This window comes from Pelagibacterium xiamenense, from assembly GCF_021166475.1.
GTDB classification, from domain to species: Bacteria; Pseudomonadota; Alphaproteobacteria; order Rhizobiales; family Devosiaceae; genus Pelagibacterium; species Pelagibacterium xiamenense.
Window position 1 is genome coordinate 163,629 of record NZ_JAJOYS010000001.1, and the last position, 20,619, is coordinate 184,247.

Genomic DNA, 20,619 nt, shown 5'->3' on the forward strand with positions numbered 1-20,619 from the left:
TTTCTTTATGGCTGTGTTTTGCAGGAATTCTCGGCTGCTCACAATCCCGATGTCAAACTGCCGCTGCGGCAAACCCGCCCAATCGTCGCCTGGGGATTCATTCTTGCCGGCGCCGGGGCGTTTTGGCGCAAGGCGCCGCGTTAAGGGGGCGTTAACCATGACGGGCGCCGTGGGAACATGTTAATGAAACCTTAACGAGCCGGTACGCGGCACCGGCCGATTTCCCCGGAGTTACCCACACCCTTCCATCTCGCTCCACAGCTAACGATCTGTTAACCGAAATCCGGCCAGCGGGGACAAAAGTCGCTGGTCCTGTCCGCATATCGTTTCTTAACAGGCGCCGGGGACGACCCTGTGAAAAACCGTGCCGCCGCTTTGCCCGAAAGGCCCAGAAATGCTGATCCTTGCTTCGAAAAGCCAAACGCGGAAAACGCTTCTGGACAACGCCGGTATCGCGTTTTCGGCGCGGCCTGCGGCGGTCGATGAGCGCTCGATCGAGCAGGAAGTCAGTACCTCGGGCGCGGACAAAAAGGAGGTTGCCGGAGCCCTCGCCCTCGCCAAGGCACAGGCGGTCAGCGCTGCAAATCCCGCTGCGGTCGTGATCGGTGCCGATCAGACACTCGAATGCGGCGACCTCGAAGTCCACAAGCCAAGCACGCGCGCCGACGCTGAAGCGCAATTGCGCGCCATGGCCGGCCGGCCGCACCAGCTTCACGCAGGTGTCGCGCTCGTGAAGGATGGCGTCCGCCTCTGGCAGCATGTCGAAACCGCGACGCTTCTCATCAAGAACTTTACCGATGCCGAGCTTGAGACCGTTCTTGATCTCGAAGGCGACAGCATCTTCTCATCGGTCGGTGGCTATCGGCTCGAAGGCCCGTCGGTGCGGCTCTTTGCGTCTATTTCGGGGGATTACTTCACCATTCTGGGCCTGCCGCTCTTGCCATTGATTGCCGCGCTGGCCCAGTTTGCCCCGGAAACCCTTAAACCGGGCGCGGCATGATATCGTCTTCCTCTTCGTCTCCGGCCGCCTTCGTCATCGGCCACCCGATTGCGCATTCCAAATCGCCGTTGATCCACGGATATTGGCTCGAACGCTACGGCATTTCGGGCTCATACCGGGCATTCGACGTCGCCCCGGCGGATTTGGAGGCCTTCATGGCCCGCCTGCGTGGACGCGAATTCGTCGGCGGCAACATCACCATTCCCCACAAGGAAGCGGTGATGGCCCATTGCGACGTCGTCGACCCGCTCGCGGGCACCATCGGTGCCGTCAATACGCTCGTACGCCGGGGCCAGGAAATCCACGGCAGCAACACCGACTATCTGGGCTTTCTTGCCAATCTCGATGCCGGCGCACCCGGATGGGATGGCGATCTGAAAACGGCGATCGTCCTGGGCGCCGGGGGCGCTGCGCGGGCCGTACTGGCGGCGCTGATCGCCCGGGAAACCTCGAGGATCGTCATCCTCAACCGCACGCCCGAACGCGCCCAGGCGCTTGCGCGCGATTTCGGACCTTCGGTCACCCTGGGCAGGCTCGAGGACTTCGCGGTGTTCGCGCCTGAAGCAGGGCTTCTCGTCAACACGACCTCGATCGGCATGGGCGGCACCCGCTTTGACGATCTGCCGCTCGAGACACTGGGCGAGGGGGCTGTCGTCAACGATATCGTCTACACCCCCCTCGTGACCCCGCTTCTGGCGGATGCGCGCGCGCACGGATATGCTGTCGTCGACGGGCTGGGTATGCTGCTCCATCAGGCGACGCCCGGGTTTGCCGCCTGGTTCGGCAAGGATCCGGAGGTAACCACGGAGCTGCGCGCCCGGATCGTTTCGGCCATGGGGCTTTGAAAGATGCTGCGTGTAGGGCTGACAGGGTCGATCGCGACGGGAAAATCCACCGTCCTTGCCGAATGCGCGGCGCTCGGCCTGCCCACCTATTCGGCCGACAGGGCAGTCCACGAACTTTACGAAAAAGACGCGGTGGCAGCGATGGAGACGATGTTCCCGGGCGCGACCGTCAACGGAAAGGTCGATCGCGCGGCGCTAAGCGCGATTCTGGCGGCCGACCCCCAACGCATCGTTGATCTCGAAGAGCTGATCCATCCCCTTGTGCGTGGCAAGGCCGCGGATTTCTTCGAGGCCGCCGAGGAGAGCGGCGCCGATATCGCCGTCGTTGAAATCCCGCTCCTTTTCGAAACCGGATCGCGCTATGTGCTCGACACCGTGATTGTTACGGTCTGCAGGCCTGAACTCCAGCGGCGGCGCGCGCTCGCCCGGCCCGGCATGACCCAGCAAAAATTCGACATGGTCCTGGCCCGCCAGATGAGCCAGGAAGAAAAAGCCGCGCGGGCTGATTACGTTATCGATACGTCGGGTTCGATCGCCGACAGCGCCAGCCAGTTGCGTCAGGTTATCGCCACGCTGCGCGAAAAAAGAGGCAGAGAAAATGCGGGTGAGTAATCGCGAGATCGTGCTCGATACCGAAACCACGGGCCTCAGCCCACAGCAGGGTGACAGGCTGGTGGAAATCGGCTGTGTCGAACTCGTCAATCACGTACCGACAGGCAAGAACCACCACATCTATATCAATCCCCAGCGCGACATGCCCGAAGAGGCCTTCAAGGTGCACGGGCTTTCTGATGAATTCCTGCGCGACAAGCCCCTCTTTGCCGAGGTCGCCGAGGACTTCCTCGCCTTTATCGGCGATGCGACGCTCATTATTCACAATGCGCCCTTTGATATGGGGTTTCTGAACGCCGAACTCGAATGGATCCGGCGCCCGGCGCTCAAAAATCCCGTAATCGACACCGTCATGCTCGCGCGCGAAAAGCACCCCGGCGCGCGTGTGAGCCTCGATGCGCTCTGCAAGCACTACGGCATCGACAATTCGCGCCGTACGCTTCACGGGGCGCTTCTAGACTCCGAAATCCTGGCCGAGGTCTATCTCGAGCTGATCGGCGGCCGCCAGGTTGCGCTCGCCCTTTCCGCCGAAGCCCAGAGCTACGGCACCGAACCGACGGCCCGCCCCCGCGCGATGCAGCGCCCCACCCCGTTGCCCTCACGGCTCACCGACGCCGAGCGCGCCGCGCATGCGGCGTTTCTGGAAAGAGAGCTGGGGGACAAGGCGATCTGGGCACAGTACCGGACCTGAAGCGCCCGAAAGACAAAACGCCCGAAGCCGTAGCTCCGGGCGTATTTGATCGCGGTCGACAGCGCCCCGGTCAGTTGACCGTCGGCTTTGCCTCTTCACCGGCGTCCTGTCCCGCCTGCTGCTTCTGGCGCTCGGTGGCGGCCTGAAGATTGCGGCGGTAAAGCGAAAGGAAATCGACCGGCTCGAGCATCAGCGGTGCAAAGCCGCCCTGCTGGATCGTCTGCGCCAGCACCTGCCGGGCAAACGGGAAAATGAGCCGCGGCGCTTCGACCATGAGGAGCGCACCCAGCTGGTTCTCCGGCACGTTCTTGACCCGGAAGAGCCCGCCGTAAACGAGTTCGACCGCGTAAACGACCTTGCCCTCGTGCTCGGTCTTGACGTTGATCCCGATCTCGGACGCGTAGACCTCGTCGGACTGCTTCTTGACCTGAACGTTTATATTGACGTTCGAGCCGGGCTTCTGCGCCGCCGCGACGAGCGAGCCCGGGGCGTTTGGGTTTTCAAAGCTCAGGTCCCGGATATATTGCCCGACAATCGCGAAAGACGGCGTATTGGTCGCGTCGGGCGCCTGCCCAGCAGCGCCGGTTTCGGGCGTATCCTTGGTATCCTCTGCCATCGGAGTTCGATTTCCTCTTTATGTGCCGCGCGCCCTAAGGACGTCGCGCTTCCTTGTAAGCCGGTTTGGTCAGGTGGCTACCATCTTTGGCCAAAGGCCACAAGGCGCGTGGACCGTGCGGGGCGCGAACGTTACCGGTAGGAATCGTGATCCAGATCGATCGACTTCGGTCCGTCCGCCCCCGGATGGTTGGCTGGACGGTAGGTTGTGACGACGACCATATTGCGGCTCAGCGCCGTGAAGATTGCCGAGCGGACCGCCGGGATGAACAGGATGAACCCGATAACGTCGGTGACGAATCCCGGGATCAGCAGCAGAACGCCGGCAAGCGCCAGGAGCATCGCCTCGCCAAACTGCCGCGCCGGGATTTCCCCGCGCGCCATCATTTGCTGGCAATCGATGATAAGCCCGACCCCCTGCAGGCGCAAAAGCGCGACGCCGGCGACGGCCGTACCGATGATTGCGGCCAAAGTCGCCAATATGCCGATCAGCCCGCCCACCCAGATGAAGGTGGCGATCTCGATGAACGGCATCAAAAGAATGGCCAGAAGGATCAGGCGGCCCATCGTCAAATGTCCTTGCGCACGATGCGGTGGTTGGTGACTCAACTGCGCACGAAAGCGCGCGATTTCAACCCCGAAACCTCCAAATCGGACGCAGAAACGCCTATTATCGTATAAACGTGGTGTCCGTGTCCGGGCTTTGGCGATCACCAATCGTTCAGCTTGCGGTCCCCTAAGGTGGTTTGCACGGCGCGATTGCTTATATATAGGTCACTCAATGTCGCGCGGTTGCACCGCCGCAAAAAACTCCAATGCTTGAGGATGCGAGACACTTATGGGCGAATTTCTCGATTTTCCGACCATCATCGTTATCGTGGTGGCCATTGTCGTCCTGTTGCGGCTGCGCTCGGTTCTCGGCACGCGCACCGGCAACGAGCGTCCGCCTTCAGCCCGTTACGAGCGCGTGTCCCGCACCCGGCCGGACAATGACGACACGGTCGTGCAACTGCCCAACCGCAAACCCCAGGGCGAAGATGCGGAGACGGAGCGTTTCGAACGGAAGCGCGAAGCGGAGATCGAAAGATACGCCAATGGCCGCGAGGACGTCGCCAATGGCCTGAACGAAATTGCCGCCGCCGATCCCGCCTTTTCGCCCAAGTCGTTTATCGAGGGTGCAAAGTCGGCTTACGAGATGATCGTCACAGCCTTCGCGGCCGGCGATCGCAAGACCCTCAAAACGCTCCTCGACAAGGATGTCTATGACAGCTTCGAGGCCGCGATCGCCGAGCGCGAGGCCGCCGGACAGACTGTCGAGTTCACGTTTGTGGGGCTTTCCAACATCGATTTCGCAGAAGTCGGTATGGACAAGCGCAACGCGGTGGTGACCCTGAGAATCGACGCCGAAGTCGTTTCGGTCACCCGCGACAGGGCGGGAGAAGTGGTCGAAGGCACCCCCGGTCAGGTCGTCTCGATTGCCGACGAGTGGACCTTCGTGCGCAACACCCGGTCGCGCGACCCCAACTGGAAGCTCGTCGCCACCAACGATCTGCAGTAACGCCCGATCCGCCTGGAGGCATCGGAGCGCGTGTCATGAGCAAGAAGGGGTCCGACAAGCGCAAGACCAGCGGACCCCTGCGCGACTGGCACCTCTGGCGCGAGGTCGGCAAGACCGTAAATCCCATCCAGCGCCGCAAGACCCAGGATCCCAAGGCCCTGCTCGACGAACTCGACGCCGCACTCAATGCCCGGCCCCAGCCGGACAAGCCCCCCAAGGATGCGCCGCCGCGCCTTGCAGCCCCGTCCATGCCTTCGGCCCGGCCGGTGATTTCCGCCGCTCGTCCTCCGCTCGACAAGCCCATCGAGCCGGGGCTCAGGAAACGCCTCGAACGCGGGCACCTGCCCATCGATGCAACCCTCGATCTTCACGGGATGACGCAGGAAGAGGCCCATGCCGCGCTGCATCGCTTTATCCCCGCACGTGCCGCGCGCGGCGACCGGACCATTCTTGTGATCACCGGCAAGGGCCTGAAAAAGACCGGCTACCTCCAGATCGAGCAGAAGGGCGTCCTGCGATCCATGGTCCCCGTCTGGCTCAAGGCGCCCGAACTCGCGCCCTTCGTTGCCGGCGTTGACCGCGCGCATCAGTCCCACGGCGGCGAGGGCGCGCTTTACATCCGGCTCAAGCGCAAGCGGGAGCACCGCCCATGACGCCTCTGGGCGCAAAGCTGCGCAAGATGCGGGCCGACCGCGGCATTGCGCTAAAGGACATGGCCAAGGCGCTCAACGTGTCGAGCGCCTATCTCTCCGCGCTCGAACACGGCAAGCGCGGCAAGCCCACTTGGTTCATGGTCCAGAGGATCATCGCCTATTTCAACGTCATCTGGGACGAGGCCGAGGAAATTCAGCGGCTCGCGGAAATCTCCGATCCCAAAATCACCATTGATACCGGCGGTCTGCCGCCACAGGCGACCGAGCTCACAAACCGGCTGGCCGCGGAAATTTCCAACCTCACCGCCGAGGACATGACCGCACTCAAGGACGAAATCGTCCGCCGCGCCTTGCGCAAGAAGGCGTGAACCACCTCGCCTTGACCCCGTCACAAAGCTTTTGGACCCTGCAGTCTCGATAACGGGCCGGAAGTGTATGGGAGGAAGGCCATGTCATTTTTCGCGCGCGTGAGCGTTTTGGCCATGCTGACAGGATTGCCGTTGACCCTGGCGTCCCCCGCCTTGGCGCACCATGGCTGGGCCTGGACCAGCACCGATGCGCGGTTTGAACTCAGCGGCACTCTGACCGAAATCTATATCGGCCATCCGCATGCGACTGTCGAGATCGACGATGGGGAAACGATCTGGCACGTGGATCTGGCACCGCTCGCGGCCACTCTTGCCGCCGGATTTGATGAAACAGCGGTCGCAATCGGCGAACCTGTAACGGTCATCGGTCACAGGGCGGCTGATGCCGGTCAGGCCCGGATGAAGGCTGTGCGCGTAGTGACGTCCAGCGGTACCTTCGATGTCTATCCCCGGCGCGCGGCGGCCCTTGGGGACTGATCCGTGATGCTCGAAGCCGTCGAACAATTGCCATTGGCGCAATTCTTGCGCCGGGATCTTTTTGCGTATCCGATTGTCAACGCTCTGCATATTCTCGCATTGGCAGTGCTGTTTACCACAGCGCTGCTGATGGATCTGCGTATTCTCGGCCTGGGAAACCGCCTGGATCTCAAAGCGGTAATCGATACCCTCCGTCCTCTCGCCGTCGGGTCATTTGGCGTTGCGGTTTTAACCGGTGTTTTGCTTTTTATCGTCCAGCCGCTGCATTACGCACCCAATCCGGTCTTCTGGTCGAAAATCGTACTGGTGGGGCTGGCCTTTGCCAACGCGGGCTATTTCGTGCTTGCCCGGCGTCATCTCGACCCCGGCAGCTCACGCACCCGTTTGTCCGCAGTTATGTCCATCCTGCTGTGGACCGCGGCCATTCTGGCGGGACGCGCCATCGGCTATTTCGGCAGTGAATAGGCGCGGCACCGGCCTGCAGCTTGCCTTCCTCCGCGGCGAAGCAGGCCCGGGCCCTTGCGCAAGGACAGTATGACCCGGGCCGCCGGAGGTCAGAGCACGTAGCGGCTCAGATCGGCATCGCCGGCCATCTTGCCGACCGTCGAACGCACCGTCTCGCCGGTGATCGTGATCGTCGATCCGGTCCTGTCCGGCGCGTCATAGGAAATGTCCTCGACAAGCCGTTCGAGCACCGTCTGTAGCCGCCGCGCGCCGATATTCTCGACGCTTTCGTTGACCGAAACGGCGATGTCGGCCACAGCGTCGATGGCGTCTGGCGTGAATTCGAGCGTCACACCCTCGGTTTCCATCAGCGCCACATATTGCCGGATCAGCGAATATTCGGTGTCCGAGAGAATGGCGACGAAATCGGCTTTGGTGAGCGCCTTGAGCTCAACCCGGATCGGCAACCGACCCTGAAGTTCCGGCAGCAGGTCCGAGGGCTTGGAAACGTGGAAGGCGCCCGATGCGATAAACAGGATATGGTCGGTCTTGACCGGCCCGTATTTGGTCGCAACCGTCGTGCCCTCGATAAGCGGCAGCAGGTCGCGCTGCACCCCCTCGCGCGAAACGTCGCCGCCACCGCGGCCATCGCGAACGGAGATCTTGTCAATCTCGTCGAGGAAGACGATCCCGTGGTTCTCCACGAGCTCGATCGCTTCGGCAGTCAACTTGTCCTGGTCGAGCAGCTTGTCGGCTTCTTCGTTAATGAGGATGTCGTAGCTGTCCTTGACCTTGACTGTGCGCTTCTGGCCCTTTCCGCCAAAGGCTTTCCCGAACATATCCGAAAGATTGATCATCCCCGCGCCGCCCCCGGGCATGCCGGGAATCTCGAACATGGGAATGCCGCCGGGCTGGCCGGTGACCTCGATCTCGATGTCCTTGTCGTCGAGTTCGTTGTCGCGCAGTTTCTTGCGGAAGCTGTCGCGCGTGGACGGAGAAGCCGAGTGCCCCACCAGCGCGTCGATCACCCGCTCTTCGGCATTGATATGGGCCGTCGCCTTTACTTCGGCGCGCTTCTTGTCCTTCAAGAGCACGATGCCGGCCTCGACGAGATCGCGGATCATCTGCTCGACATCGCGGCCGACATAGCCCACCTCGGTGAACTTGGTCGCTTCCACCTTGACGAAGGGCGCCTGCGCCAGCCGCGCCAGCCGGCGCGAGATTTCGGTCTTGCCGACACCGGTCGGCCCGATCATGAGGATGTTTTTCGGCGTTACTTCGCGCCGGATGTCCTCGGGCAGTTGCTGGCGGCGCCAGCGGTTTCTGAGCGCGATCGCGACCGCACGCTTGGCCTCGCCCTGACCGATGATGTAGCGGTCGAGCTCGGATACGATCTCGCGGGGGGAAAAACTTCTATCGTTCATTCTGCAACTTCTGCCTTTTGAAGGCGGCGCACCGGACCCGGTCGGCTCCGGCGCGCCAAAGGGATGGATCAGGGTCCTACGCCGTCTCGAGGCTTTCGACCGTGATGTCGGAATTGGTGTAAACGCAGATATCGGCCGCGATCTTCATCGCGCGTTCGGCGATCTGCTCGGCATCCTTGTCGGTGTCGATCATCGCGCGCGCGGCGGCCAGCGCGTAGTTCCCGCCCGAGCCGATGGCGGCAATGCCGTCTTCCGGCGACAAGACGTCCCCGGTCCCGGTCAGGATGAGGGTATCGGACTTGTCGACGACGATCATCATCGCTTCGAGACGGCGCAGATACCGGTCGGTGCGCCAGTCCTTGGCGAGCTCCACGCATGCGCGCATCAACTGGCCGGGATACTGTTCGAGCTTGGCCTCGAGGCGTTCCGAAAGCGTGAACGCGTCCGCGGTCGCACCGGCGAAACCGGCGATCACGGCGCCTCCAGCAAGATGACGGACCTTTTTGGCGCTGTGTTTCATCACCGTCTGGCCCATCGAGACCTGCCCGTCCCCGGCAACAACGACCTTGTTGCCTTTGCGCACCGAAACGATTGTGGTCATATGGGGCATACTCCAACTACTTCTCTAGGTTGCCCCATATTTAAGTGGCGACGGCCCGATTGCAATGCGGGCGCCGTTAACGGGGGCTTTGCGTTGCCGGTGCAACCCTGTTAGAGGAACATTTCTCAATCCTTGGAGGGCAAGAAGGGCCATGCGGACCGCGAGCCTTGAGCGCAAGACCAACGAAACCGACATCATGATCGAGGTCGACCTCGATGGTATCGGTGCGCATGAAATCGCCACCGGCGTTGACTTCTTTGACCACATGCTCGACCAGCTCGCAAAGCACAGCCTGATCGATCTGACGGTCAAGGCCAAGGGCGACCTCCACATCGACGATCATCACACGGTCGAGGATGTCGGCATCGCGCTCGGCCAGGCGGTCAAGGAGGCGCTGGCCGACAAGAAAGGCATCACCCGGTACGGATCGTGCGACCTCCCGATGGATGGCACGCTCTCACGGGTTGCGCTCGACGTTTCGGGCCGGGCCTTCCTCGTCTGGCGTGTCGCGTTCACGAGCGACAAGATCGGCACGTTCGATACCGAATTGGTGCGCGAATTCTTCCAGGCCTTCGCGATCAACGCCGGCATCACGCTGCACGCGGAATGCTTTTACGGCGACAACAACCACCACATCGCCGAAAGCCTCTTCAAGGCCCTCGCCCGCGCTCTGCGGCAGGCCGTTGAAATCGATCCGCGCGCCAAAGACGCGGTGCCTTCGACCAAGGGCGTGCTCTGAGCCACAAAAAGCCAGGCACGCCAAAAGGACATCTTAAAGGCGATGACCCTTTTTGCGATTTATTCCAAACCCGACGAGGGCCCCGAAGCGGTCGAGGCCGTGCGGCAGGGCTTTAGCTGGGCGGCGTTTCTGGTGACCCCGGTCTGGGCTCTGCTTTACCGCGCGTGGCTCGTGCTCTTCGCCTGGGTCGGTGTTGCTCTGACGCTGGACGTGCTGGCCAGCGCCATCGGCTCCGGAGCGGCCTACGGGCTTTACGCGGTCTTCGCACTGTGGGTCGGCTTCGCCGCTCCCCAGATCCGCGAAAGAGGCTTCGAGCGGCGTGGCTGGCTGGCACACGGCGAAATCAGCGCAACGAGCATCGAAGGGGCAGAGACCATCTGGTTCGAACGGGTGTACGGAGCGCGCGCATGAGCGGCACGGTTGCGATTATCGACTACGGCGCGGGCAATCTCAAATCCGCGCAGAAGGCCTTTGCCCGCGCCGCCGAAGGGTCCGGAACCGACGTCCTCGTCACCGCCGAGGCCGACGCCGTGCGCAAGGCCGACCGCATCGTGCTCCCCGGCGTCGGCGCCTTCGCCGACTGCATGGCGGGGCTCGAGGCCGTTCCCGGCATGCGCGACGTCCTTGAGGAGCGCGTGCTGGGCCGCGGCGTTCCGTTTTTCGGCATTTGCGTGGGCATGCAACTGCTCGCAAGCGTGGGCCGCGAAAAGGTCGAGGTCGCAGGCCTCGACTGGATCTCCGGCGCGGTGGAAAAGATCGAGCCGCAAGACCCCAGGCTCAAGGTGCCGCATATGGGCTGGAACACCCTGACGCTCACCCGCGCGCACCCGCTCTTTGACGGCATCGCGACCGGTGAAGACGGCCTCCACGCTTATTTCGTCCATTCCTACCATTTCGCCGTCGAGAACCCGGACGACCGGATCGCGACGGCCGACTATGGCGGACCGATCACCGCCGCTGTCGGCCGGAACAACGTCTTCGGCACGCAGTTTCACCCTGAGAAGAGCCAGACGCTGGGTCTGGCTCTGATTGCCAACTTCCTGACGTGGAGCCCATGATGACCGATCCCGAAGCGATCGTCCGCGCCTGGTGCGACGCCATTTCGGACCGCGACAAGGCGCGCTTTCTGGAGCTGAGCCATGCCGCGATCGCCTTTTACAGTACCGACGGGGTCGGCACCGGACACGATGTCGTCGCCGATTGGTTCGACACCGAACCCATGCGCATCACGATAACGTCCATCGAGGTCGATGGGCTGACCGTCCGGCTCCACCAGCATATCGATTGGCTCGACGCCCAGGGCAACGTGGCGGACGCTGCCGACAGCGCCGCCCAGATCGAAGTGCATGACGACAAGGTCTTTTCCTATCGCCGGATCGACGAGGCCGAAGGCCCCACCGGCGACAAGCCGGTGATTTCTCCATGATTCTTTTTCCCGCCATCGACCTGAAAGATGGCCAGTGCGTGCGACTCAAACTCGGCGACATGGAACAGGCCACGATCTTTAACGACGACCCCGCCGCCCAGGCCGCAACCTTCCAAGCCCAGGGCTTTGAATACCTCCACGTCGTCGATCTCAACGGCGCCTTCGCCGGTGAGAGCGTCAACGGCGCTGCCGTCGAGGCCATCCTCGAGGCGGTGGATTTCCCCGTTCAATTGGGCGGCGGTATCCGGACCCTCGATCACATCGACGCCTGGCTCGACAAGGGCCTCGCCCGCGTGATCCTCGGCACCATCGCCGTCCGCGACCCCGACCTCGTCAAGAACGCCTGCCGCGCGTTTCCCGGACAAGTCGCCGTCGGCATCGACGCGCGCGGCGGCAAGGTGGCCGTCGAGGGCTGGGCCGAAACCTCCGAGCTCTCCGCCATCGAACTCGCCAAGCGCTTCGAAGGCGCCGGCGTGGCCGCGATCATCTATACCGACATCGACCGCGATGGCGTGCTCAAGGGCATCAACTGGGAGGCGACGCTGGAGCTCGCAAACGCCACCTCGATCCCCGTGATCGCCTCGGGCGGCCTCGCCTCGATGGACGACATCCTGCGCATGACCCGTGCCGACGCACAGATCCTCGAAGGGGCGATCTCCGGCCGCGCGCTCTATGACGGGCGCATTGATTCACGTGAAGCATTGGCGCTTTTAAGGGGCGCGGCATAAATGACCGCGCCCGCCGGGCCGCTCGCAACAAAGCGCTTCCCCTGGTGGGTCTATATCCTCGTTCTCGCGATCATCCTTCTCTTCGCCCTGGCGCCGGTCGGCTCTGTCGTCGTCGCGGGGGCTCTGGCCGAGACCCATGGCTGTACGCTCAATGAGGGCAATATCCATCCCTGCATCATCGGCGGCACCGACTGGGGCCCAACGCTCTACGGCATGTTCGTCATGGGCTGGTTCATGCTCGTGACGCTTCCCATGGGGTTCTTCGCCCTCCTCGCCTGGCTCGCCGCCCTCATAATTCACCTCTTCCTTTATTCGCGCAGGGCGCGTAAGGAGGCCCCGTGACACGCAAAGCCCGCATCATTCCCTGCCTCCCGCTTGCCCGCAGCGGCAAAGTCGCGAGGACAGCGCAACGCAAAATTGGAGCGGCCGTCCGATGACACTCAAAGCCCGCATCATTCCCTGCCTCGACGTCAAGGATGGCCGCGTCGTCAAAGGCGTAAACTTCGTCGATCTCAAAGACGCCGGCGATCCTGTCGAAGCCGCCATCGCCTATGACGCCGCCGGCGCGGACGAATTGTGCTTCCTCGACATCGCCGCCTCCCACGAAGGCCGCGACACGATCTTCGACGTTGTCGCGCGGACCGCCGAGCACTGCTTCATGCCCGTGACCGTCGGCGGCGGCGTCCGGACGAACGACGACATCCGCAAGCTGCTTCTTTCAGGCGCGGACAAGGTCTCGATCAACTCCGCCGCGGTCGCCGATCGCGATTTCGTCGCCCGTGCGGCGGACAAATTCGGCGATCAATGCATCGTCGTATCGGTCGACGCCAAGGCAACCGACGACGGGCGTTGGGAAATCTTCACCCACGGCGGCCGCAAGCCCACCGGCATCGATGCGGTGGAGTTTGCGGTTCAATCCGTTGAACGCGGCGCCGGCGAACTGCTCGTCACCTCGATGGACCGCGACGGCACGAAATCGGGCTTCGACATCGAATTGACGCGCACCATCGCCGACGCCGTCGACGTCCCTGTCATCGCCTCGGGCGGCGTCGGCACGCTTGACCATCTCGTCGAAGGCATCCGCGACGGCCACGCCAGCGCCGTCCTCGCCGCCTCGATTTTCCACTTCGGCACCTATACGATTGGCGAAGCCAAAGCCTATATGACAAACGCCGGCATCGCGATGCGGCGGGACTGAGCCGAGGTTCGAGACCGCGACAGCAGAAGTCTATTGGGGGAATTCCAATGCCACTGACCCTTGACGCTCTCGACGCCCGTCTGGCCGAGCGCGCCGCCGCGTCACTCGAAGAGTCCTACACCGCGAAACTGATTTCCGGCGGCACCGCCAAGTGCGCCCAAAAGCTCGGCGAAGAAGCAGTGGAAACCGTCATCGCGGCGATGGCGCACGACAGGGAAGAACTCGTCAAAGAGAGCGCGGACTTGATCTATCACTGGCTCGTGCTCCTCCGGGCCGAGGGCGTGCCGCTCGCCAACGTGATGGACGAGCTCGAACGCCGCACAGCGCAATCGGGGCTCGAAGAGAAAGCCGCGCGGGGTTCTGCCGAACAATGAGTGCGCATAAGCTCGATTACGCCCCCTACCTCACCTTCTCTATGGCCGAATGGGCCAGGCTGCGCGCCGACGAGCCCATGACGCTGAACGCAGAGGACGTCGACCACCTGCGCGCGCTCAACGACCCCATCAGCCTCGCGGAGGCCGAAGAGGTCTATCTGCCGCTCACGCGCCTGCTCTCGTTCTATGTCGAAGCGGTGCAGGCGGTGCATATCGCCTCGACCCGGTTTCTGGGCCACAACGGTGCCAAGGTGCCTTTCATCATCGGCGTCGCCGGATCGGTCGCGGTCGGCAAATCGACGACGGCGCGCATCCTGCGCGCGCTCCTGCGCCGCTGGCCCTCTTCGCCCAAGGTCGACCTCGTAACGACGGACGGTTTCCTCCATCCCAACGCGGTCCTCAAAGAACGCGGGCTCATGGAGCGAAAGGGCTTTCCCGAAAGCTACGACCGCGCCGCCTTCGTCAATTTCCTTGCCCGGATTAAATCCGGCGAACCCGCCGTCTCCGCGCCGACCTACTCGCACCTCGTCTACGACGTTCTGCCCGATGAGCGCATCACGGTCGAAAAGCCCGACATCCTCATCGTCGAAGGCCTCAACATCCTCCAGCCCGGGGATCTGCCCAAAACCGGCAAGCCCATCGTCTTCGCGTCCGATTTCATCGATTTCTCGATCTATATCGACGCTGACGAACGGGTGCTCGAGGACTGGTATGTCGAACGCTTCATGAAGCTACGCGAAACCGCCTTCCGCGATCCCAAAAGCTTCTTCCGCCGCTTTGCGGAATTGACCGAGGACGAGGCGGTTGCGACCGCCAAGGACATCTGGCGGTCGATCAACCTGCTCAACCTGCGCGAGAACATCCTTCCCACGCGCGGCCGAGCCGACCTGATCCTCGAAAAAGGCCGCGACCACGCCATCCACCAGGTGGCGTTGCGGAAAGTCTAAACCGCGATCCCTTCGCCGCGCGCCATCTCCTTGAGATCGGCGATCGGCCGTGCGCCCACATGCGAGATGATTTCCGACGCTGCCAGGCACCCCAGCCGCAGCGCTTCGCTCATTTCCTGCCCGCGCGCCATGGCCAGCAGGAAGCCCGACGCAAAAAGGTCGCCCGCGCCCGTGACGTCGACGACGCTCTCGACCGGGAACGCCGGCACCGAGACGATCTCCCCATGCGCAATCGCCATCGCCCCGCGCGGTCCCATCGTGATCGCCGCGACCTCCGCGTCCTCCGCGATCTGAAGTACCGCGGCCTGGAAGTCGTCGGTCTCATAGAGCGACTTCAGTTCCTCGACATTGGCAAAGACGTAATCCATCGTCTTCGAGCGGATGAGATCGAGGAACTCCTCGCGATACCGGTTGACGCAGAACGGGTCCGACAGCGTGATCGCGGCGGCGCGTTCGGATTTGTGCGCGTAGTGCGCGGCCTTGACGAATGCCTTTTTCGCAAGCGGGGGATCCCAGAGATATCCCTCCATATAGGTGATCGCGGCGGACCCGATCGTCTCTTCGAAAATGTCCGCTTCGCTCAATTGCTGCGATGCACCCAGATAGGTGTTCATCGTGCGCTCGCCGTCATTGGTCAAAAAGATCATCGAGCGCGCGGTGGCGGTCCCATCGGTCAGATACGGCGTCTCGAAATTGATGCCCTTGTCGGAAAAGTCCCGCGCGAAAACCTCGCCCAGCTCGTCGTCGGCGACCTTGCCCACGAACGCGGCCCGGCCTCCGAGCGCGGCAACGCCCGCTGCGGTATTGGCCGCCGACCCGCCGGGGATCATCTGCTTGACGGAGGGCATCTTCTCGAAAAGCTCGGCCGAGCGCTCGGCATCGACAAGGTGCATGATCGATTTGCGCATGCCCTCATCGATCAGAAATCTGTCATCGACTGGGGCGATCACGTCGACAATGGCATTGCCGATGGTCAGGGCGTCGAACCGGGTCGTCATCAGCGCTCCGCAATTTATGGCATGGGACGTCTCTTCTCGCCCGGCTTACGGCATCGGGCCGGAGCTTTCAACTCTCTGCGGCCGTTTTGGCCGGATAGCGGCACCATTGTGAGATGATACAGCGGTCGCAGGCGGGCTTACGTGCCTTGCAGATGTAGCGCCCGTGCAGGATGAGCCAGTGGTGGGCGTGCAGCAGGTATGGCTTGGGCACTCGCTTTTCGAGTTTCTTTTCGACCTCGAGCGGCGTCTTTCCCGGCGCAAGCAGGGTACGGTTGCCGACCCGGAACAGATGCGTGTCGACGGCAATGGTTGGCTGCCCGAACCCGATATTGAGCACCACATTCGCGGTCTTGCGTCCCACCCCCGGCAATGCCTCGAGCGCCTCGCGGCTGTCTGGAACCTCGCTCTCATGTTTGTCGATGAGCGCCTGGCTGAGCGCATAAACGTTCTTGGCCTTGTTGCGGTAAAGCCCGATGGTCTTGATGTAGTCCTTGATTCCGTCCTCCCCGAGCGCGACCATTTTTTCCGGCGTATCGGCGACCTTGAACAAGGGCCGCGTCGCCTTGTTCACGCCCACATCGGTCGCCTGCGCCGAAAGGACGACGGCAACCAGCAGCGTGAAGAGATTGACATATTCGAGCTCGCCCTTGGGCTCGGGGTCGCGCGCGGCAAAGGCGGCGAACATGGCTTCGATTTCGGCTTTGGTGAGAGCTTTGACCACGGCTGGGGAACTCGGTGTTGCATTGATTCTTGTAGGCCCGATATCAATAGACAAGCGATGACCGCCTGACAAATGGCCAGCCCCGTGAGCACCAACGATACAGCCCCGCTCTATGCAGCCCTCCTGACCCCGCACCGCGCCTTGGAGGCGCGCGCCATCCGCTGGGTCATCGCGCTTGCGGCATGCCTCGCCTCGATCCCCGGCATCGTCTTTTACGCCATGGGCGCCTGGCCGGTCGTCGGCTTTCTCGGCCTCGACGTTCTCGCGCTCTACTGGGCCATGAGCGCGTCGCTCAAGGACGCGGACGCCTATGAGGAAGTGACGCTCTGGCCCGATGCGCTCGACGTCCGGCACGTCACCAAGCGAGGAAAGGAAACCCGCCGCGCGTTCAACCCTTTTTTCGTCCGCCTCTCCATCGAGCGCGACGCCGAAGACCGCGTCACCGCCCTGCGGCTCGTCACCCGCGGCCACCACACCGAAATCGGCCGCTTCCTGACCCCTGACGACAAGGCGATCTTCGCTGAAAGCTTCGGCGCGGCGCTGAGCCGGGCGAAGGGATAGCGCGTCAAAACCGGGTCGCGGCCCTGCGCTGCAGCCTTTAGAGTGAAGGCACAATCTCAATTGCAACGCGATGGTGAACCCATGTCTGCACTCGCCTCTGTTGCCGCGTTCGAACCAGGGCTCCAGCCGGACACCTACGGGACGATCTCCAAGGCCATCGAATATCTCTCGGTCCCCGGCCGTGAGGATGTCGATATCGCCGGGCTCGCGCACGCGCTTTCGATGAGCGAACGTCAGCTCGTCGATCTCTTCCGCCGCTGGTGCGGCCTGACACCCAAGAGCTTCGCCCAGGCCGTCGCGCTGAACCACGCGCGCAAACTCCTGCGCGAGAATATGAGCGTGCTCGACACGACCTATGAAGTCGGACTGTCAGCGCCCTCGCGCCTCCACGACCTTTTCGTCACCTATGACGCCGTGCCCCCGGGGGTCTACCGCGCCAAGGGCGAAGGTCTCGAGTTCACTTGGGGCTATGCGTCCTCCCCTTTCGGTCGCGCCGTCATCATGATGACCCAATACGGGGTGGCGGGGATATCTTTTGCCGATCCGGGCAGGGAGGATTTCGCCTTCGACGACCTCGCCAGCCGCTGGCCGAATGCGCGCTACCGGCGCGACGACGCGGCGGTGGCTCCGATGGCGGCCCGGATCTTCGATCCCGACCGCTGGGACCCCACGCGTCCCGTGCGGCTCGTGATGATCGGCTCGGATTTCGAGGTGAAGGTCTGGGAGACGCTTTTGAAGATCCCCACCGGCGGCGCCGCGACCTACGGCGCCATCGCCAAATCGCTCGGCCGCCCCTCTGCGGCCCGTGCGGTGGGCCGTGCCGTGGGGCGCAACCCGATTTCATTCGTCGTCCCGTGCCACCGCGTCATCGGTTCGGACGGGACGTTGACCGGCTACCACTGGGGCCTCGTGCGCAAGCGCGCGATCATGGGCTGGGAAGCCGGGCTTGTGTCAGGCCGATAGCGTGTTTCCGGAAAACGTGGGTACACGTTTTCGGCTCGGAAACGCGACGAACAAGGTTTACAGTTCCTCGGTCGAAACCCGCTTGCCCGCCGCGTCGATCATATAGACGATCGGCGCGCCGGTCGCGATTTCGCGCTTTAAGATCGCCTCTTCGTCCAACCCTTCAAGCACCATGACGAGCGCGCGCAGCGAATTGCCGTGCGCGGCGACGAGAACGGTCTCCCCCGCCTTCAAACGCGGCAGGATTTCCGCCTCATAGTACGGCAGCACCCGCGCCGCGGTATCCTTGAGACTTTCGCCGCCCGGCGGGGGCACGTCGTAGGACCGGCGCCAGATATGCACCTGCTCCTCGCCCCATTTCTCCCGGGCATCGTCTTTGTTGAGCCCGGCGAGGTCGCCATAGTCGCGCTCGTTGAGCGCCTGGTTGCGCACGATCGTGAGGTTCTCGATCCCCATCTCTTCGAGGATGAGGTCGAGCGTGCGCTGGGCGCGCACGAGCGCCGAGGTGTAAAAGGCGTCCGGCTTGTAGCCTTTGGCTTTGAGCGCCTTGCCTGCCGCGCGGGCTTCATCGATCCCCTTCTCGGTGAGGCCCGGATTGCGCCAGCCGGTAAAGAGGTTCTTGAGATTCCATTCGCTCTGGCCGTGGCGAACGAGGATCAGCGTGCCGGTCATATCTGCAATTGTCCTTTCAATCGGAAAGGCCGAGCACGTCGGCCATGGAATACAGTCCCCCGGGCTTGTCGGCGGCCCAGAGCGCGGCGCGGATCGCACCATCGGCGAAAAGCGCCCGGTCGCGCGCCGAATGCGAGAGCGTGATCGTCTCCGCCATCGAGGAAAAGAGTACCGAATGCTCCCCGACAATCCCGCCGCCCCGAAGCGTGGCGAAGCCGATAGACCCGGCCTCGCGCGGGCCGGTATGTCCGTCGCGCACGCGTACCGAATGCTGATTGAGATCGATATCCCTGCCTTCGGCTGCCGCTTCACCGAGCAAGAGCGCCGTCCCTGAAGGTGCATCGACCTTGTGCCGGTGGTGCATTTCAAGCACTTCGATATCGAAAGTCTCGTCGAGCGCCGCCGCGGCCTTTTTAACGAGCGCGGCGAGAAGATTGACCCCGAGGCTCATATTGCCCGACTTGACGATCCGCGCTCCGGCCTCGGCCGCCGCTGCAATCGCCGCATCGTCTCCGGGCGAACACCCGGTCGTCCCGATGATGTGGATGAGCCCTTTTTGCGCGACGCGTCGGGCGACCTCGACGGTCAAGGCCGGCGCCGTGAAATCGAGAACCGCGTCGACCGCGTCAAGGAGCGCAGGAAGATCGTCGCCGATTGTGACGCCGAGCGGTTCGAGCCCGGCAAGTGCGCCCGCATCCTTGCCCAGGGCTGGAGCGCCCGCGCGGTCGATGGCCGCGACCAGCGTTAGGCCTTCATGCGCGGCGACGGCCTTGATATTGGCCTGCCCCATGCGCCCACCCGCGCCCACAATGCCGATCTTAAGCGTCATGATGGTTGCCCTCGCCCTTCCTTCACCCGGTCTTTAGCCAGCCAGCACCGGTTTGGCAAATCAGCTCGAGGCCATTTCCTCGAGGATCGCCTGGGCGGCCGCCCCAGGGTCGGGAGCGGCGATGATCGGGCGCGCGACAACGAGATGACTCGCACCGGCCTGAAGCGCATCGGCCGGCGTCATGATGCGCTTCTGGTCGCCCGCGTCGGACCCCGCCGGGCGTATGCCGGGAGTGACCACGGCCATATCCGGCCCGACGATCCCGCGAACGCGCTCCGCCTCGAACGCCGACGCGACTATGCCGCCCATCCCTGCCTCCCGCGCCTGGTTGGCGCGGCGCTCGACGAGATCGGTGACCGATGCGCTGTAACCGGCGTCCTCGAGGTCGGCCTGATCCATCGAGGTGAGGACGGTGACGCCCAGAAGGCGAAGGTCGCTCCCCCTTGCCGCATCCACCGCGGCGGCCATCGCCTTGGGGTAGGCGTGGATGGTGAGCATATGTGCGCCGGTCGCCGCAATCGCGGCGACGCCCTTGGCGACCGTGTTGTCGATATCGAGGAGCTTGAGATCGAAAAAGACCTTCTTGCCCGCCTTGATCAACTCACGCCCGACGGTGAGCCCGTCGCCGCCATAAAAGAGCTGGTAGCCGATCTTGAAGAAATCCACCGTGCCGCCGAGTTTGGCGATGAGGTCCTCGGCTTCCCCGCGCGTGGAAACGTCCAGCCCGACGATCAGCGTCCCGGCCATGGCTTTCTCCCAGATGTCTCGATGATGTTGCGGCTCGATGCCATGTTTGGTGGATTTGCGCAAGACTTGGACGCGACAAAGCGCCCTCCGGCCTCTGCCATGGGGTTCACTGAGCGTGGACGGTATGCGGCGAGACGATGCCTCATACTGCATATAAAATAGCGAGGCCCGCCTCGCCGCATACATCCGGGATTTTCGGCTTGGCGTCCGCTCGGGCTGGGGCCAATCCCCGCCAGGTTTCCCCGGTGACCACAGGATCGCTGTGGCTGGCCACGGTGACGTTCGGACCTCCGCTGGGACGACTCCCATCGGACCCGGACCGGTCCCGCCCAAACGTTCGTTGCGCTCGCGCCCATCAAAGCGGGTCCGTACGCAAAAGAATACGTCAGGTTTTTGGGACGGAGATAAGTTCGGGATCCGGAGCGCCG

General features: G+C 63.2%; 29 protein-coding genes. 20 read left to right on the plus strand and 9 right to left on the minus strand.

Annotated features, from left to right (window positions below; translation table 11 throughout):
* Positions 1–394 precede the first annotated feature (394 nt).
* The 4 genes from LSG43_RS00830 to dnaQ are packed head-to-tail and all read left to right on the plus strand — an operon-like array spanning position 395 to position 3,148.
* Positions 395–1,000: a Maf family protein gene (locus LSG43_RS00830; RefSeq protein WP_231800406.1), complete on the plus strand. Its 606-nt coding sequence runs from the start codon at positions 395–397 to the stop codon at positions 998–1,000.
* The gene (locus LSG43_RS00835; protein ID WP_231800408.1) at positions 997–1,845 is read left to right on the plus strand and encodes a shikimate dehydrogenase; all 849 of its coding nucleotides are present in this window, start codon (positions 997–999) and stop codon (positions 1,843–1,845) included. The genes LSG43_RS00830 and LSG43_RS00835 overlap by 4 nt, the downstream gene beginning before the upstream one ends.
* Positions 1,846–1,848: 3 nt before the next feature.
* A complete protein-coding gene (gene coaE, locus LSG43_RS00840) occupies positions 1,849–2,457 on the plus strand; it encodes a dephospho-CoA kinase (RefSeq protein WP_231800410.1) in 609 nt (202 codons plus the stop codon).
* A complete protein-coding gene (gene dnaQ / locus LSG43_RS00845) occupies positions 2,444–3,148 on the plus strand; it encodes a DNA polymerase III subunit epsilon (protein WP_231800412.1) in 705 nt (234 codons plus the stop codon). The genes coaE and dnaQ overlap by 14 nt, the downstream gene beginning before the upstream one ends.
* Positions 3,149–3,218: 70 nt before the next feature.
* On the opposite strand, the gene secB is transcribed toward dnaQ, so the two are convergent.
* Both secB and LSG43_RS00855 read right to left on the minus strand, forming a co-directional pair.
* A complete protein-coding gene (gene secB, locus LSG43_RS00850) occupies positions 3,219–3,764 on the minus strand; it encodes a protein-export chaperone SecB (RefSeq protein WP_231800414.1) in 546 nt (181 codons plus the stop codon).
* Between the two features lie 131 nt (positions 3,765–3,895).
* Positions 3,896–4,330, minus strand: a complete 435-nt coding sequence (locus LSG43_RS00855; protein ID WP_231800416.1) for an FxsA family protein — start codon at positions 4,328–4,330, stop codon at positions 3,896–3,898.
* A gap of 271 nt (positions 4,331–4,601) precedes the next feature.
* Here LSG43_RS00855 and LSG43_RS00860 point away from each other — a divergent pair, with 271 nt between their 5' ends.
* The 5 genes from LSG43_RS00860 to LSG43_RS00880 all read left to right on the plus strand — a co-directional run bounded on the left by LSG43_RS00860 (position 4,602) and on the right by LSG43_RS00880 (position 7,284).
* Positions 4,602–5,321, plus strand: a complete 720-nt coding sequence (locus LSG43_RS00860; RefSeq protein ID WP_231800427.1) for a Tim44/TimA family putative adaptor protein — start codon at positions 4,602–4,604, stop codon at positions 5,319–5,321.
* 35 nt (positions 5,322–5,356) lie between these two features.
* Positions 5,357–5,974 carry a Smr/MutS family protein gene (locus LSG43_RS00865; RefSeq protein WP_231800430.1) on the plus strand — a complete coding sequence of 206 codons (618 nt, stop codon included), beginning with the start codon at positions 5,357–5,359 and terminating at the stop codon, positions 5,972–5,974.
* Positions 5,971–6,342 carry a helix-turn-helix domain-containing protein gene (locus LSG43_RS00870; RefSeq protein ID WP_231800432.1) on the plus strand — a complete coding sequence of 124 codons (372 nt, stop codon included), beginning with the start codon at positions 5,971–5,973 and terminating at the stop codon, positions 6,340–6,342. The genes LSG43_RS00865 and LSG43_RS00870 overlap by 4 nt, the downstream gene beginning before the upstream one ends.
* A gap of 81 nt (positions 6,343–6,423) precedes the next feature.
* Positions 6,424–6,819 carry a DUF6152 family protein gene (locus LSG43_RS00875; RefSeq protein WP_231800434.1) on the plus strand — a complete coding sequence of 132 codons (396 nt, stop codon included), beginning with the start codon at positions 6,424–6,426 and terminating at the stop codon, positions 6,817–6,819.
* Positions 6,820–6,825: 6 nt separating this feature from the next.
* Positions 6,826–7,284, plus strand: coding sequence for a DUF6644 family protein (locus LSG43_RS00880; RefSeq protein ID WP_231800436.1), 459 nt, complete (start codon positions 6,826–6,828; stop codon positions 7,282–7,284).
* An 89-nt stretch (positions 7,285–7,373) separates the two neighbouring features.
* Here the strand turns inward: LSG43_RS00880 and hslU are convergent, their stop codons facing one another.
* On the minus strand, positions 7,374–8,687 hold the full coding sequence (gene hslU / locus LSG43_RS00885) for an ATP-dependent protease ATPase subunit HslU (protein WP_231800437.1): 1,314 nt from the start codon (positions 8,685–8,687) through the stop codon (positions 7,374–7,376).
* Between the two features lie 76 nt (positions 8,688–8,763).
* Positions 8,764–9,297 (minus strand): ATP-dependent protease subunit HslV, encoded by a 534-nt coding sequence (gene hslV / locus LSG43_RS00890; RefSeq protein WP_231800438.1) that lies wholly within the window; start codon positions 9,295–9,297, stop codon positions 8,764–8,766.
* A 142-nt stretch (positions 9,298–9,439) separates the two neighbouring features.
* Here hslV and hisB point away from each other — a divergent pair, with 142 nt between their 5' ends.
* The 9 genes from hisB (at position 9,440) to coaA (ending at position 14,700) form a co-directional block, all read left to right on the plus strand.
* Positions 9,440–10,027: an imidazoleglycerol-phosphate dehydratase HisB gene (gene hisB, locus LSG43_RS00895; RefSeq protein WP_231800439.1), complete on the plus strand. Its 588-nt coding sequence runs from the start codon at positions 9,440–9,442 to the stop codon at positions 10,025–10,027.
* A 42-nt stretch (positions 10,028–10,069) separates the two neighbouring features.
* Complete coding sequence (locus tag LSG43_RS00900) at positions 10,070–10,438, plus strand: DUF2628 domain-containing protein (protein WP_231800440.1); 369 nt, start codon at positions 10,070–10,072, stop codon at positions 10,436–10,438.
* On the plus strand, positions 10,435–11,085 hold the full coding sequence (gene hisH, locus LSG43_RS00905; protein ID WP_231800441.1) for an imidazole glycerol phosphate synthase subunit HisH: 651 nt from the start codon (positions 10,435–10,437) through the stop codon (positions 11,083–11,085). Before LSG43_RS00900 ends, hisH begins: the two co-directional genes overlap by 4 nt.
* On the plus strand, positions 11,085–11,453 hold the full coding sequence (locus LSG43_RS00910; RefSeq protein ID WP_231800448.1) for a nuclear transport factor 2-like protein: 369 nt from the start codon (positions 11,085–11,087) through the stop codon (positions 11,451–11,453). Before hisH ends, LSG43_RS00910 begins: the two co-directional genes overlap by 1 nt.
* Positions 11,450–12,181 carry a 1-(5-phosphoribosyl)-5-[(5-phosphoribosylamino)methylideneamino]imidazole-4-carboxamide isomerase gene (hisA, locus tag LSG43_RS00915; RefSeq protein ID WP_231800450.1) on the plus strand — a complete coding sequence of 244 codons (732 nt, stop codon included), beginning with the start codon at positions 11,450–11,452 and terminating at the stop codon, positions 12,179–12,181. The genes LSG43_RS00910 and hisA overlap by 4 nt, the downstream gene beginning before the upstream one ends.
* Complete coding sequence (locus tag LSG43_RS00920; RefSeq protein WP_231800452.1) at positions 12,182–12,523, plus strand: hypothetical protein; 342 nt, start codon at positions 12,182–12,184, stop codon at positions 12,521–12,523.
* Positions 12,524–12,614: 91 nt separating this feature from the next.
* Entirely contained in the window at positions 12,615–13,379 is a 765-nt protein-coding gene (hisF, locus tag LSG43_RS00925; RefSeq protein ID WP_231800456.1) for an imidazole glycerol phosphate synthase subunit HisF, read from the plus strand.
* Positions 13,380–13,426: 47 nt separating this feature from the next.
* The gene (locus LSG43_RS00930; RefSeq protein ID WP_231800457.1) at positions 13,427–13,753 is read left to right on the plus strand and encodes a phosphoribosyl-ATP diphosphatase; all 327 of its coding nucleotides are present in this window, start codon (positions 13,427–13,429) and stop codon (positions 13,751–13,753) included.
* Positions 13,750–14,700 (plus strand): type I pantothenate kinase, encoded by a 951-nt coding sequence (coaA, locus tag LSG43_RS00935; protein ID WP_231800458.1) that lies wholly within the window; start codon positions 13,750–13,752, stop codon positions 14,698–14,700. The genes LSG43_RS00930 and coaA overlap by 4 nt, the downstream gene beginning before the upstream one ends.
* Here coaA and LSG43_RS00940 read toward each other — a convergent pair.
* Positions 14,697–15,698: an adenosine kinase gene (locus tag LSG43_RS00940; protein ID WP_231800459.1), complete on the minus strand. Its 1,002-nt coding sequence runs from the start codon at positions 15,696–15,698 to the stop codon at positions 14,697–14,699. The genes coaA and LSG43_RS00940 overlap by 4 nt on opposite strands.
* A gap of 67 nt (positions 15,699–15,765) precedes the next feature.
* Positions 15,766–16,461, minus strand: coding sequence for an endonuclease III (nth, locus tag LSG43_RS00945; RefSeq protein WP_439652010.1), 696 nt, complete (start codon positions 16,459–16,461; stop codon positions 15,766–15,768).
* Between the two features lie 42 nt (positions 16,462–16,503).
* Between nth and LSG43_RS00950 the strand changes: the two genes are divergently transcribed.
* Together LSG43_RS00950 and LSG43_RS00955 are read left to right on the plus strand one after the other, a co-directional pair.
* Positions 16,504–16,980: a DUF2244 domain-containing protein gene (locus LSG43_RS00950; protein ID WP_231800460.1), complete on the plus strand. Its 477-nt coding sequence runs from the start codon at positions 16,504–16,506 to the stop codon at positions 16,978–16,980.
* Positions 16,981–17,061: 81 nt separating this feature from the next.
* Complete coding sequence (locus LSG43_RS00955; protein WP_231800462.1) at positions 17,062–17,943, plus strand: methylated-DNA--[protein]-cysteine S-methyltransferase; 882 nt, start codon at positions 17,062–17,064, stop codon at positions 17,941–17,943.
* Positions 17,944–18,000: 57 nt separating this feature from the next.
* Here LSG43_RS00955 and LSG43_RS00960 read toward each other — a convergent pair whose 3' ends face one another.
* Genes LSG43_RS00960 through pyrF form a run of 3 tightly spaced genes read right to left on the minus strand, consistent with a single transcriptional unit; the run spans position 18,001 to position 20,191 of the window.
* The gene (locus LSG43_RS00960; RefSeq protein ID WP_231800464.1) at positions 18,001–18,615 is read right to left on the minus strand and encodes a 2,3-bisphosphoglycerate-dependent phosphoglycerate mutase; all 615 of its coding nucleotides are present in this window, start codon (positions 18,613–18,615) and stop codon (positions 18,001–18,003) included.
* Between the two features lie 16 nt (positions 18,616–18,631).
* Positions 18,632–19,444, minus strand: a complete 813-nt coding sequence (gene dapB, locus LSG43_RS00965) for a 4-hydroxy-tetrahydrodipicolinate reductase (protein ID WP_231800473.1) — start codon at positions 19,442–19,444, stop codon at positions 18,632–18,634.
* Between the two features lie 60 nt (positions 19,445–19,504).
* Positions 19,505–20,191, minus strand: a complete 687-nt coding sequence (pyrF, locus tag LSG43_RS00970; protein WP_231800474.1) for an orotidine-5'-phosphate decarboxylase — start codon at positions 20,189–20,191, stop codon at positions 19,505–19,507.
* Between the last annotated feature and the right edge of the window lie 428 nt (positions 20,192–20,619).